Source organism: Variovorax humicola (assembly GCF_037889915.1).
GTDB lineage: Bacteria > Pseudomonadota > Gammaproteobacteria > Burkholderiales > Burkholderiaceae_C > Variovorax > Variovorax humicola.
On sequence record NZ_JBBKZV010000003.1, the window covers coordinates 121,200 to 133,999 of the forward strand.

Annotated in this window: 14 protein-coding genes; 8 read left to right on the forward strand and 6 right to left on the reverse strand. The window is 66.9% G+C overall.

What is annotated here, in order from left to right; translation table 11 throughout:
• Positions 1-90 precede the first annotated feature (90 nt).
• The 3 genes from glgX to WKW80_RS07505 all read left to right on the forward strand — a co-directional run bounded on the left by glgX (position 91) and on the right by WKW80_RS07505 (position 3,051).
• The gene (gene glgX / locus WKW80_RS07495) at positions 91-2,232 is read left to right on the forward strand and encodes a glycogen debranching protein GlgX (RefSeq protein ID WP_340362930.1); all 2,142 of its coding nucleotides are present in this window, start codon (positions 91-93) and stop codon (positions 2,230-2,232) included.
• A 68-nt stretch (positions 2,233-2,300) separates the two neighbouring features.
• On the forward strand, positions 2,301-2,777 hold the full coding sequence (locus WKW80_RS07500; protein WP_340362931.1) for an FKBP-type peptidyl-prolyl cis-trans isomerase: 477 nt from the start codon (positions 2,301-2,303) through the stop codon (positions 2,775-2,777).
• A gap of 19 nt (positions 2,778-2,796) precedes the next feature.
• Positions 2,797-3,051, forward strand: coding sequence for a hypothetical protein (locus WKW80_RS07505; RefSeq protein WP_340362932.1), 255 nt, complete (start codon positions 2,797-2,799; stop codon positions 3,049-3,051).
• Between the two features lie 178 nt (positions 3,052-3,229).
• Here the strand turns inward: WKW80_RS07505 and WKW80_RS07510 are convergent, their stop codons facing one another.
• Complete coding sequence (locus WKW80_RS07510; RefSeq protein WP_340363172.1) at positions 3,230-4,033, reverse strand: aspartate dehydrogenase; 804 nt, start codon at positions 4,031-4,033, stop codon at positions 3,230-3,232.
• A 4-nt stretch (positions 4,034-4,037) separates the two neighbouring features.
• Positions 4,038-4,916, reverse strand: coding sequence for a DMT family transporter (locus WKW80_RS07515; RefSeq protein WP_422822876.1), 879 nt, complete (start codon positions 4,914-4,916; stop codon positions 4,038-4,040).
• An 86-nt stretch (positions 4,917-5,002) separates the two neighbouring features.
• On the opposite strand from WKW80_RS07515, the gene WKW80_RS07520 reads away from it, so the two are divergent.
• Positions 5,003-6,046, forward strand: a complete 1,044-nt coding sequence (locus WKW80_RS07520; protein WP_340362934.1) for an aldo/keto reductase — start codon at positions 5,003-5,005, stop codon at positions 6,044-6,046.
• A 12-nt stretch (positions 6,047-6,058) separates the two neighbouring features.
• Here the strand turns inward: WKW80_RS07520 and WKW80_RS07525 are convergent, their stop codons facing one another.
• Positions 6,059-6,460 (reverse strand): hypothetical protein, encoded by a 402-nt coding sequence (locus WKW80_RS07525; protein WP_340362935.1) that lies wholly within the window; start codon positions 6,458-6,460, stop codon positions 6,059-6,061.
• Between the two features lie 204 nt (positions 6,461-6,664).
• Between WKW80_RS07525 and WKW80_RS07530 the strand changes: the two genes are divergently transcribed.
• Positions 6,665-7,240 (forward strand): TetR/AcrR family transcriptional regulator, encoded by a 576-nt coding sequence (locus WKW80_RS07530; RefSeq protein ID WP_340362936.1) that lies wholly within the window; start codon positions 6,665-6,667, stop codon positions 7,238-7,240.
• 128 nt (positions 7,241-7,368) lie between these two features.
• Here WKW80_RS07530 and acuI read toward each other — a convergent pair whose 3' ends face one another.
• On the reverse strand, positions 7,369-8,379 hold the full coding sequence (gene acuI / locus WKW80_RS07535) for an acrylyl-CoA reductase (NADPH) (protein ID WP_340362937.1): 1,011 nt from the start codon (positions 8,377-8,379) through the stop codon (positions 7,369-7,371).
• Between the two features lie 277 nt (positions 8,380-8,656).
• Here acuI and WKW80_RS07540 point away from each other — a divergent pair, with 277 nt between their 5' ends.
• From WKW80_RS07540 to WKW80_RS07550, 3 genes are all read left to right on the forward strand, one after another.
• Positions 8,657-9,715 (forward strand): pirin family protein, encoded by a 1,059-nt coding sequence (locus WKW80_RS07540; protein ID WP_340362938.1) that lies wholly within the window; start codon positions 8,657-8,659, stop codon positions 9,713-9,715.
• Between the two features lie 21 nt (positions 9,716-9,736).
• Positions 9,737-9,955 carry a SlyX family protein gene (locus WKW80_RS07545; protein ID WP_340362939.1) on the forward strand — a complete coding sequence of 73 codons (219 nt, stop codon included), beginning with the start codon at positions 9,737-9,739 and terminating at the stop codon, positions 9,953-9,955.
• A 124-nt stretch (positions 9,956-10,079) separates the two neighbouring features.
• On the forward strand, positions 10,080-10,697 hold the full coding sequence (locus tag WKW80_RS07550) for a BON domain-containing protein (protein ID WP_340362940.1): 618 nt from the start codon (positions 10,080-10,082) through the stop codon (positions 10,695-10,697).
• 77 nt (positions 10,698-10,774) lie between these two features.
• Here WKW80_RS07550 and WKW80_RS07555 read toward each other — a convergent pair whose 3' ends face one another.
• Positions 10,775-11,545, reverse strand: a complete 771-nt coding sequence (locus WKW80_RS07555; protein ID WP_340362941.1) for a trypsin-like peptidase domain-containing protein — start codon at positions 11,543-11,545, stop codon at positions 10,775-10,777.
• A gap of 61 nt (positions 11,546-11,606) precedes the next feature.
• Positions 11,607-12,722, reverse strand: coding sequence for a YihY/virulence factor BrkB family protein (locus tag WKW80_RS07560; protein ID WP_340362942.1), 1,116 nt, complete (start codon positions 12,720-12,722; stop codon positions 11,607-11,609).
• Positions 12,723-12,800: the final 78 nt, after the last annotated feature.

Consider the following 12,800-nt stretch of genomic DNA (forward strand, 5'->3'; position numbering starts at 1 on the left):
AAAGATGTTCACCTACGAGAAGTCCCGCAGGCTTTCCGTGCCGGCGACAGCCGCGATATCGCAAAGTACTGCTCTTTGCTTGGAGCCTCGATGACAGACCCCAGCCATTCCCATGCGCTCGAAGAAGGCGCACCGCATCCGCTTGGCGCCACGTTCACCGGTCGGGGCGTCAATTTCGCCGTGTTCTCCGCACACGCCACCCGGGTGCAGGTGTGCCTGTACGACGAATCGGGCACCGTCGAGACGGCCTCCATCACGCTGCCCGAATACACCGACGAGGTTTGGCACGGCTTCGTGCCCGGCCTGCTGCCCGGCACACGCTACGGCCTGCGCGTGCACGGCCCCTACGAACCGGAAAAAGGCCACCGCTTCAACCACCACAAGCTGCTGCTCGACCCGTATGCCAAGGCGCACAAGGGCGAGCTGAAATGGGGGCCGGAGCTGTTCGGCTACACCGTCGGCCACCCCGATGGCGACCTGAGCTTCGACGAGCGCGACAGTGCGCCTTTCATGCCCAAGTGCGTGGTAGTCGACTCGCGCTTCCAGTGGACGCAGACGGACGCCGTGCGCGTTCCCTGGAACCGGACCGTGTTCTACGAAACCCATGTTCGCGGCTTCACGATGCAGCACCCTGGCGTGCCCGAGCACCTGCGCGGCACCTTCGCCGGACTGGCGCGCGACGAGGTGCTCGGTCCCATGCGCGACCTGGGCGTGACCAGCGTCGAGTTGCTGCCGATCCAGATGTTCCTGAACCAGCCCTTCCTCACCGAAAAGGGGCTGACCAACTTCTGGGGCTACGACACCATCGGCTTCTTCGCGCTCGACCAGCGCTACATGGACGGGCCGAACATCGACGAGTTCAAGCACATGGTCGACCGGTTCCATGCGCATGGGCTCGAAGTGATCCTCGACGTGGTCTACAACCACACACCCGAGGGCAACGAACTCGGCCCCACGCTGTCGTTCAAGGGCATCGACAACGCAAGCTACTACCGCCTGATGCCCAATCATGACGGGCCCGGGCCGCGCTACTACATCAATGACACCGGCACCGGCAACACCCTCAACCTGAGCCACCCGCGCGTGCTGCAGATGGTGACCGACAGCTTGCGCTACTGGGTGACGGAGATGCACGTCGATGGCTTTCGCTTCGACCTGGCGACGATCCTCGCGCGCGAGTGGCACGGCTTCGACGAAGGCGGTGGCTTTCTGGACAGTTGTCGGCAGGACCCGGTGCTCTCCAGCGTGAAGCTGATCGCCGAGCCGTGGGACATCGGGCCCGGTGGTTATCAAGTAGGCCGCTTTCCGCCGGGCTGGGCCGAATGGAACGACAAGTATCGCGACAACGTCCGTGCCTTCTGGAAGGGCGACGAAGGCATGGCGCCTGCGCTGGCCCAGTGCTTGACCGCGAGCGGCGACTGCTTCAACCATCGCGGCCGGCGACCATGGGCCAGCGTCAACTTCATCACCGCGCACGACGGCTTCACGCTGGCCGACTTGGTGAGCTACAACGAAAAGCACAACGAGGCCAATGGCGAGGACAACCGCGACGGCCACTCGCACAACCGCTCGTGGAACTGCGGGGTCGAAGGCGCGACGGACGACGAGGAAGTGCTCGCGCTGCGCGCCCGCCAGCAACGCAACTTGCTCGCCACCTTGCTGCTGTCGCAAGGAACGCCGATGCTGCTGGCCGGCGACGAGTTCGGCCGCACGCAGCAAGGCAACAACAACGCCTATTGCCAGGACAACGAAATCAGCTGGATCGATTGGCAGGCTGCAGGCGAAGCGCACAACAGGGCGCTCCAGCAGTTCGTGCAGCACGTCATCCACTTGCGCAAGACCTACCCGGTGCTGCGCCGCAACCGCTTCCTGACGGGCAAGGCCAGCGAGGTCACGCGAGTGAAGGACGCGAGCTGGCGCCTGCCCAACGGCGCCGAGATGCACGCGACCCACTGGCACGATCCGCGCACACGCTGCTTCGGCCTGCTGCTGGAAGGCAGCGTGCCCGGATCGCTGCTGCCACAGCCGGTGGCGGACGCGAGCGTGCTGATGGTGTTCAACGCATGGGAAGGCGCACTCGAATTCAGGCTGCCCGCGCGCGGCAGGGCCAGGGGAAAGATCTGGACCCGCGTTCTGGACACGGCGCTGGCGACGCAGGAGGAAGACGTCTTCCGGCCAGGGCATCGATACATGGTGACGGCGCGGTCGATGCTGGTGTTTCATTCGCCGTAACAGGGAGCCGCCCATGCCTGCGGCGTGAAGCGCGAGAATCGAGCCCATCGCATTTCTGCCGAATCCCCATGAAGATCGAAAAAGACACCGTCGTCACCCTCCGCTACAAAGTCGCCGACGCCAAGGGCAAGCTCATCGAGGAGAGCAAGGACCCGATGGTCTACCTGCATGGCGGCTACGGCAACACGCTGCCGAAGATCGAGGCCGCGCTCGATGGCCGCATGCCCGGCTATCAGCTCACATTGGAGCTGAAGCCGGAAGACGGCTTCGGCGAGCGCGACGAATCGCTGACACGGACCATCCCCAAGTCGGAGTTTCCGCCAGGCGTGAAGGTCGGCGGACAGCTCGAAGGCCGCAACGACCGCGGCGAGCCGCAGGTCTTCACCGTGATGAAGATCAAGGGCGACAAGGTGCTGCTCGACGGCAACCATCCACTGGCCGGCATGGAACTGCGCTTCAGCCTCAAGGTGACCGAGGTGCGCGCCGCCTCCGAGGAAGAGATCGCGCACCGGCACGTGCATGGTGTGCACGGGCACCATCATTGATCCGTCGATCGGCACTGTCATGAATCCCAACGACCCCAAGCGCTCCGCCCGCGCGGCCGACCAGAAGAAGATGGCGCTGTGCGCCAGCTGCGCCGGCATCCAGCGCAACTGGCGCAAGGCACCGGGGCATGCCGAGCTGGTACAGCAGTCGAGCCGCAAGGACGAGCGAGACGTCAACATCACCACCTACCGCTGCGACGCCTGCGGCACCCGATGGGAATACGAGAACGACAAGTCCAACCAGAAGGCAGGTTGGTCGGTGGTGGGGCAATAGCGAGGCCAAGGCTGCGCGGGCTTCATGCGGATTCGCGGCTTCGCGCCCGGTGACGAGGGCGCATATGCCTTGCGCCGTATGCGTGCGGCGCCCATGCGCCGAGCCCCGCGGGCGCCACGAGCAGACTTCGCCGTGCTTGGATCACGCGATAGCGTGGTGGAAAACTGAAATCAGAGGGTCACGACCGGAACGCGCTGACCCGGTCGAGCACCGCGCGCACCACGCTCCATGCCGCGATGGCCGAGGTCTTGGGGTTGTCCGGCGACGGCAGGTTGTGCGCGCAGAAGTCGAGCCGGCCGAACGAGCCCGCCGCTTCGATGTGATGCACGTTGCAGTCCACGCAGGGGTCGGCGACAAGCGTCACGCGTGTCTTGTCGAACCCCACGCCGGAAAGCGCAACGGTGGCCGCGACATTGGCGTTCAACGGGTACTTCAGCGCGGCATCGCGTGCGTTGCCTTCGAAGATGATGGTGGGCGATGTGAGCGAGTCGAGCGGCCCGTTCGCCTCGGCGAGCGTACCCGCCCACGCCCGCGGTGGCTTGCGCCCGGTGTAGTGCACGCTGACGAGTCCACCCACCGCGGCGGCGGCCAGCGCGTCCAGTGCGCCGATGGCGCCGGTCATGAGTTGCGCCGTGGTGCCGCCTTGCTGCGCCGCGCCCCGCACGGCGGCTTGCACTTCCGGCGCCGCGAGTGCACCGACCGAGCAGATGAAGCAAGGCACGCCGTTGCGCAACGCCGGCACCACGTGCTGGAGCACGGCGGAATCCGCTGCCATCTCGATGAGGAGGTCGCAGTACCCGTGGCCGGGCAACGCCGCATGCACGGGCACGCCACGCCAGGTCGAATCGACGGCCCGCCCCCTGGAGGCAGTGGCCGCGCCGGAGCGCACGATGGCGGTGATTTCCAGCGCGTTCCGATACGGCTCGAGCCGGGTAAACACCTCGCTTGCAATGGCACCGGCACCGATGAAAGTCACATGCATCAAGTCAGGCACTCCTTCGTGTCGGAGACCGTGCGAACAGCACCAGCGCAATGCCGCCGAGGATCGCCGCGGACGAACCCATTAAGCGCGGCGTGATGATTTCCGTCAACATCAGCGCCCCGCCCAAGGCAGCGATCAGCGGCACCGACAACTGCACCGTGGCCGCGCGCATCGCGGAAAGATGGGATAGCGCGGCGTACCAGATCACGTACCCTGCTCCCGATGTAATCGCACCGGAAGCAATGGCCAGCGCGATGCCGCTTGCGTTCGCATGCGCGTCCGCCATGAACACGATGTTCAGCAGCAATGCCATCGGCGCCGCCCAGGCGAAATTGCGCGCGGTGGCGGCCAGCGGATCGGTCACCCGACGACCGCGCAGCGAGTACACGCCCCATGCCACGCCGGCAGCGGCCATCAGCGCCGCGCCCAGTGGCTGCGGCGCGGTGACGCCTGGCGACACGAGGTAGACCAGCCCGACCACGGCCAGCGCCAATCCGGTGAGGGCGACCTTGTCGAAGCGCTCGCCTGCGCGCAGGCCCGCGCCGAACATCGTCAACTGCACCGCGCCGAAGAGAATCAGCGCGCCGGTCCCGGCCGACAGGCTGAGGTACGCAAACGAGAAGCAGGCCACATAGGCGAACAGCATGAGCGGTGCGATGCGGTCGACCGGGTCGGGCAGCACGGGCTGCGAGCGCATCCGGACGATCAGGGCCAGCGCGATCGCACCGGACACGAGCCGGATGCTGCCGAAGCTGGCCGGGTCGACGCCGCGGTGCTGCAGCGCGGCGCGGCACAACAGCGAGTTGGCCGCGAAGGCGAGCATCGCCGCCGCGGTGAGCGCGATCGTCTTGAAGGTTGGCATGCCGGCCCGCGGTGAGCGCATCAGGCCCATCTTGCCCGTCTGCACGATTGCACGCAAAGGGATAAATTGCGGGGCTCGTTCGACGACAGGGCAACAAGGACGCATCCATGGAACAGCGACGTCTCGGCCACTCCGGCCTGCGCGTACCCGCGCTCAGCTTCGGCACCGGCACCTTCGGCGGCGGCAACGACTTCTTCAAGGCCTGGGGCTCGACCGACGCCGGCGGCGCGGCGCGGCTCATCGACGTGTGCCTGGACCATGGCGTCTCGATGTTCGACAGCGCCGACGGCTACTCGGCGGGAATGGCCGAGGAGATCCTCGGTGCGGCCATCAAGGGCAAGCGCAACCGGCTGCTGATCTCGACCAAGGCAACCTTTCCGAGCGGGGATGGGCCGAACGACTTCGGCTCGTCCCGGCAGCACCTGCTCGACGCAGTCGACAAGGCGTTGAAGCGCCTGGGTGTCGAGCACATCGACCTGTTTCAGTTGCACGGGCAGGACTACAACACGCCGGTGGAAGAGACCTTGTCGACGCTCGACCAACTCGTGCGCTCGGGCAAGGTGCGCTACATCGGCTGCTCCAATTTTTCAGGATGGCATCTGATGAAGTCGCTTGCAGTGTCTGACCGCCATGGCTGGCCGCGGCATGTGGCGCACCAGGCGTACTACTCGCTGCTGAACCGCGACTACGAATGGGAGCTGCTGCCGCTCGGCCTCGACCAGGGCGTGGGAGCGGTGGTATGGAGCCCGCTGGGCTGGGGCAAGCTCACCGGCAAGATCCGCCGCGGCCAACCCGCGATGCCCGGCACGCGCGCGCACGACATCGCGGGCACCGGACCGCAATTCGAGGAGGAGCGGTTGTTCCGCATCGTCGATGCGCTGGACGCGGTTGCGGCGGAAACGGGCAAGACCATCACGCAGGTTGCGTTGAACTGGCTGCTGCAACGGCCGACGGTGTCCAGCGTGATCATCGGCGCACGCAACGAGGAACAACTGCTGCAGAACGTCGGCGCCGTGGGATGGAACCTGACGGCTGCGCAGGTGGCCGCGCTGGATGCGGCAAGCGATACGCCGGCGGCGTATCCGGTGTGGCACCAGCGCGGGTTTCCGATTCTCAACGAGCGCGGCAGCGCGGTGGCGCCAAGGGGCTGACCTGCACTGGCCTCATGTGCCGTCATGGACATTGACGACCGACTCCCTTCGCCAAGGCGCAACGGTTTCACGTATCAAACGGGCTGCTGGGTGGGCAGCACGGCGATCTGGGCGAGGTTGACACGCGGCGGTTGGCACGAAGTCCACCTTCTGCGCGGCGGCGGCGATCGGGTGCTCGCCTCGCCAGAGTACGTGGCCTTTGATCAGCAGGCGCGCGAGCGGCACCTTGCCGTACGGGTCCCCGAAGTTGAGGATGGCCAGCTCGAAGCGGTCACCAGGCAAGGCCCTGAAATCACGCTCGAGGTAGAACGGCTTGAGCGTGCCGTCCGCGTTCTTCGCGGCGCTCGGGCGCACCTCGGGGGTGATGCTGGTCCAGTCGCCGATCAGGGCTTGCTGGGTTTGTTCAAGTGTCATGGGCGGCTTTCGATGAGGGTGCGACATGGAACGCGCCGCAGGCAGTCAGGGTCAGTGGCAAGACGAGAGCGAGGGCAGCCAGAACGGATCGACGGTGCGAATGACAAAGAGCTCCTAGGACGACTATGACAGTCGTCATAGTAGCACCAATTATGATGACTGTCATAGTCTTTGTGAGTTCAATTCGAAGAGGCAGGTAAAAAGATGGCGGGCGAGATTCGCGAACGCATGGTGGAAGGCGCGATGGTGCTGCTGGCGCGGCGAGGGCTGCAGGCCACATCCTTCTCGGAAGTGCTGTCGGCGACCGGGGCGCCACGGGGCTCGCTGTACCACCACTTCCCGGGCGGCAAGGATCAGTTGGTGGCCGCGGCGGTGGACCGCGCCGGCGCGATCCTCTCCGACGCGATGGAAAGCGTGGCCGGTGAACCCGCCGAGGCTGTGGTGGAGCGCTTCCTCGCGATCTGGCGCGCGGTGCTCACGCGCTCCCAGTGCGAGGCGGGTTGTGCCGTGCTGGCCGTGACGGTAGCGACCGACTCGGCCGAGCTACTCTCGCACGCTACGGCAGTGTTTCGCGCCTGGCGTGAACGGTTGGCGGACCTGTTGCGCCAGGGCGGAGTGCCGGCCGAGCCAGCGCGCCGATTGGCGATGGTGCTGATCGCCTCGGCCGAGGGCGCCGTGGTGCTCAGCCGGGCCGATCAGAGCATGGAGCCCTTCGAGGCGGTGGCGCACCAGTTGACTGAGCAGGGGCGCGCGATGCGGCGGGGCAAGGAGGAGAAGTGACGCCATGGTCCGCTGTGCTGACGGACTGGGCGCGGTTGGCGCGCCAGACTCGAGCTACTCGCGCAGTCCGGGCCGAGTTCCCGCACCGAAGCTTGGTCCGCAGCATTCAGGGGAGTCGTACACATCGATCAATTCGATCCCTGGCTACGCCCTCTGTTCACATCCACCCGCACACGCCCCCGCACTTGCCCTGCCAGCAGCCTGGGCGCCAGCGTCACGGCGTCGCCGAGGCCGATGGTTTCGGTGTTGGATTCGAGCAGGTCGAGCGGCAGTTCGCTGGCCAGTCGACGCCAGGCCTCAACGCGCCTTGCATACGGCGCCTGCACGCTGTCCACACCGGCCAGCGTCACGCCGCGCAGGATAAAAGGCGCGACGCTCGCCGGCAGGTCCATGCCTTGCGCCAACCCGCACGCGGCCACGGTGCCGCCATAGCGCAGGCTCGCGCAGACGTTGGCCAGCGTGTAGCTTCCGACGCTGTCGACTGCCGCAGCCCAGCGTTCTTTTTGCAGCGGCTTGCCGGGCGCGGACAGGGTCGCGCGTTCGACGATTTCCGTTGCGCCCAGATGCCTGAGATGTCCAGCCTCGTCGAGGCGGCCGGTCGACGCATGGACCTCGAAGCCCAGCCTGGCGAGCAGCGCGATGGCGATGCTGCCGACGCCACCGTTGGCGCCCGTCACCAGCACCGGGCCATCCGTCGGCTTCACGCCCTGCGCCTGCAGCGCCATGACGCACAGCATCGACGTGTAGCCGGCCGTCCCGATCGCCATGCACTGGCCCGCGTCGAGCCCCGCAGGCATCGGCACCAGCCAGTCGGCCTTCACGCGAGCCTGCTGCGCGAGGCCGCCCCAGTGCGATTCGCCGACGCCCCAGCCGTTGAGCACCACCGCATCGCCGACCTTGTAGCGCGCATCGCTGCTCTCGGCCACCGTGCCGGCGAAGTCGATGCCGGGCACCATCGGGAACTTGCGCACCACGGGCGACTTGCCGGTTATGGCCAGGCCGTCCTTGTAGTTGAGCGTGGAGAAGGCGACGTTGACGCGCACCTCGCCCTCGGGCAACTGCGCCTCGTCGAGCGCGGTGACGGCGGCATGGGTGGTGCCGTCATCGGCCTTGGTGAGGAGCAGTGCGTTGAATGTCATGGGTCTTCCTGAATGAGTGAGTCCGTGGGATTCGCGAGCATGCCGCAACGGCCCGATTGCTTCCACCCCAAGGGCGTGTTGCCCGCAGCGACGCATTCCTCGGGCCTGTTTTCTTTCACAATGCAGGGGGACCGTGAGGAACGCGGCGCGCGGTCGGCGCCGGCTGCAACGTGCCGCATTGTCCTGCTGGCGGGTCGCTGTGTCCCGCGGCGGACTCTTTCACGGGAGCGGGTCGCCCCCATGTTGATGGATTCACAGCCCCCACAAGGAGTGTTCCGTGTCCACAGTTCTCCAGAACCCCATCGTCCAGATCAAACCGCTCGGTTTCCCGTGGGAGACCATCGACCCGTTCCTGTTTTGCGCCTACCACGACGACGCCTACCCGCGCGGCAACGGCGACATGGCCGTCGACGATGCGCTGCTGGCCGGACGCAATCTCGGCAGCGACTTCAGCCGCAAGGACGGCTGGAGCATGTACCACGGCAACCCGGTGCCGGGCTTTCCGGGGCATCCGCACCGTGGCTTCGAGACAGTGACCATCGTGCGCAAGGGCCTGATCGACCATTCCGATTCGCTCGGTGCGGCAGCGCGCTTCGGCGGCGGCGACGTGCAATGGCTCACTGCCGGCAAGGGCATCGTGCATTCCGAGATGTTCCCGCTGCTCGACGCCAGCGCACCGAATCCGCTCGAGCTGTTCCAGATCTGGCTGAACCTGCCGGCGCGCAACAAGATGGTGGCGCCGCACTTCACCATGTTCTGGGCGGAAGACGTGCCGCGCTTCACCGCGACCGACGAGGCCGGCCGCAACACCGAGGTGGCCAGCATCGCCGGCCGCATCGGCCCGGTCGATGGCGCGCCCGGCGAGGGCGGCCCCCTGGCGCCGCCGCCCGACTCCTGGGCCGCGCAACCCGGTTCCGACCTGGCCATCTGGACCATCCGGATGGCGCCCGGCGCGCGCTGGACCCTGCCCGCCGCTACCGGCAAGGACACGCGGCGCACCCTGTACTTCTTCAGGGGTGCGTCGGTGGAAGTCGCCGGGCAGGCGGTGAACCGGCCTGCCATGATCGAACTGCGCGCGTCGGAAGAAGTCGAGCTGGCCAATGGCGATGCCAGCGTGGCCGAGTTCCTGGTGCTGCAAGGCCGCCCGATTGCCGAGCCGGTGGCGCAATACGGCCCCTTCGTCATGAACACGCAGACCGAGATCGCGCAGGCCATGCAGGACTACCGCCGCACTCAGTTCGGCGGCTGGCCCTGGCCCGACGAGGCGCCGGTTCATGGGCGCGACCCGGCACGCTTCGCCCGGCACCCCGACGGGCGCGAGGAACGGCCGGCCTGAACTTTCCTGTCCAATAGCGGCATGGAACCACTGCAAGATGTCGCGCGCCGGCTGGACGAGCTGGAGATCAAGGCCAGCTACACCGAAGACCTGCTCGACCAGCTCAACATGGTCATCTACCGGCAGCAGCAGCAGATCGACAGCCTGGTGCAGCAGGTGCTCCAGTTGCGGCAGCAAGCCCCCGACGCCGGCGGGGGCGGGCCGCGCAACCTGCGCGACGAGTTGCCGCCGCACTATTGAAATACCCGCGAGGGGGCGCACCCGGCAGCCCGGCAAAGCCGGTTCCGCGGGTGCCCACGAACAGACTTCGCAGCGCTGTCCCGGATTCAATGCACCGCAGAAGACGCTGTCATGGCGCACTGAAATGCATGAAGCGCATCGCCTCGACGTGATGCGGTCCTACAAGCAGTGGCGAAACGGCGTGCTTGGCCAGTCGGCCTTGCACGTCTACCGTGCTGCCATGACCTTGAAATTCACTGTCCGACGCCTGTCGCTGGTGCCGTTCGCGGCGTTGGCGATGGCCGGCGCGGTATCGCTGACGGCCTGCGACAACCGCACGCCAAAGGCAGATCGCGATCGCGCGCAGGTTGACGCCGCGATCGACAAGACGCGCGACGCCACCGTCGCCGCCGCCAACAAGGCCGCCGAGTTGGCCGAGAAAGCACGCGACCAGACCGTCGCGTTCGCAAAATCCCCCCAGGTGCGCCAGGACGCTGAAAAGGTGACCGAAGCCTTGAAGAATGTCGGCACGGTAGCCGCCGCGAAAGTGGACGACGCGGCCATCACCGCATCGGTGACCGCCGGGCTGGCGAAGGACGCCGAGCTGAGCGCAAAGCAAATCAGCGTTGTCACCCGGGCCGGCTCCGTCAAGCTGACCGGCCCCGCGCCCAGCGCTGAAGCCAAGGCACGCGCGAGCGACATCGCCAAGTCCGTCAGTGGCGTCGCCTCGGTCGACAACCAACTCGAAGTGCGAGCGATGTGACGCGTGGCGTCACTGCCTGGCGCTGCATCTCCCGCGGCCTAAGCCTGGGCTTGCGTCTGCGGCGGGAGAACCGCTGCCTAAGCCTGGGCTTGCGTCTGCGGCGGGAGAACCGCGTCGACCCCGGGAGACGGCGCAGTCAGCGTCAACAGAATGTCGGCATACCAGGCCAGATTGAGGCCCAGCGACTCGTCAAGTTGCAAGTCACGCGTGCTCATGTCCATGCGCGCCGAGTGCACGCCCAACAGCTTCCACGGGAGCTTGCCGCCGGCAGACGGAATGCGCATGACCACCGGTGCGCCGCTGGTACCGCGGTGCGTGCGGGCATCGGTCAGGAAATAGCCTTGTCCCTGGAAGCGAACGCCGAACGACGACGCCACCACCGCTTGCCGCACCACGGGCAAGTGGTGCACCACATCGTGAAAGCCGAGCGGAAATCCCACCACCAGCAGCACGCTGCCCACCTCCACCTCGTCGAGCGAGCGCGGCAGGTGCCCCGGCGTGAAGGCGAACATCGCGGCACCGGCGGGGATGGCCGAACGGGGGATCTCGATGGCAGCCACGTCGATCTCGCCGCCCAAGTCGCTACCTTGCCGCCAGACGCTCTTGCCGTCCGCATACAGCCACACCGAGATGGCCAGAGCGCGGGTCAGGTCGACGGCGTCGGTGTGCAGCTCGATCTCGATACGGTTCGGAAAGTGCTTGCTGGGCGCGTCGACTACCACGTGCCGGCTGGTTACGAAGAAGAGCTTGTCGTCACGCTCGAAGAAGAACCCGCTCGCGCCGGTCAGGAGCCGGTCGCCGTCGAAGGTCGTCACGCGGGCGGTGGAGAGGAGCAGCGATTCGGCCATGGGAAGACTTTCAAACGGTCGCCGCAATATCGCGCGCCCGGGGCCTATTGAACACCACAACTCAATGCCGCATACGGCGTTGCTGTCTACTGCGCCGTTTTTGCCATCGCGACAGCAAGCCGCCGGCGAGCGTGACCACCGCGAGCGCCACGACCTGCCGGACCAGCGCCTGCGTGGCCTGGTCGAGCCGTCTCGCGACTTCGCATTGCGTTTCGGTGGTGCGCGCCAGCGCCTCGCCGTCGACGCATGGCGCGCCGGGCTGCGCCACGACATCGGTGCCGGCCGCGGCGACAGCGGCAGCATGTTCCGTCGCCGCCAGCGCCTTGGCGCCGGCCACCGACCCGTGCGCACCCGCATAAACCTTGGTGAATTCCGCGCCGAGCAGGAATATCTGCGCCGCGTAGTAGACCCAGGCCAGCAGCACGACCACCGAGCCAGCCGCCGCGAACGTCTGGCTGATTCCGCTCTTGCCGAGATACAGCCCGATCAGCGCCTTGCCGAACTCGAACAGCACCGCCGTCACCGCCGCCCCGATCCAGACGTCGCGCCAGGTGATCGGCGCGGTCGGCATGAACTTGAAGATCATCGCGAACAGCAGCGTGCTGACCACCAGCGAGATCAGCATGTTGACGGCCTGGAGCAACGCTTCCCAGCCGGGCATCAGGCCGCCGGTCCAGCGGCCGACCGCGGCCACGCCGGCGCTGACCAGCAGCGACACCATCAGCAGGAAGGCCAGGCCAAGGATCAGACCGAACGACAGCACTCGCGCACGCAGCAATGCCCAGAGGCCGGTCGGCTTGTCCGCCGCGGGCACGTGCCAGATGCGGTCGAGCGCGCTCTGCAATTCGGCGAACACGGTGGTCGCGCCGACGATAAGCACGACGGTGCTGATCAACCCGGCCACCATGCCGCTGTGCGGATCGCTGGCGCTGCGCACCAGCGCCTGCACGGTGAGCGCGCCTTCCTCCCCGATCGCGCCGCTCAACTGGCCGACGATCTCGCCCTGCACCGCGTCGCGCCCGAACAGCGCGCCCGCAATTGCGATCACGATCACCAGCAGGGGCGCCAGAGAGAACATCGTGTAGTACGAAATCGCAGCGCCCATGCTCGGCGCAAAGTCGTCGGACCAGGCGCTGACGGCGCTGCGGCACAGGTCGAACAGTTGCTTCGGGCTCATGGGTCACCTCCGTGCCGCGCACTGCGTTGCGGCGCCTTTGGGCGGCCGGGCGACGCCTGTCGGTCATCCGGCCGTTTG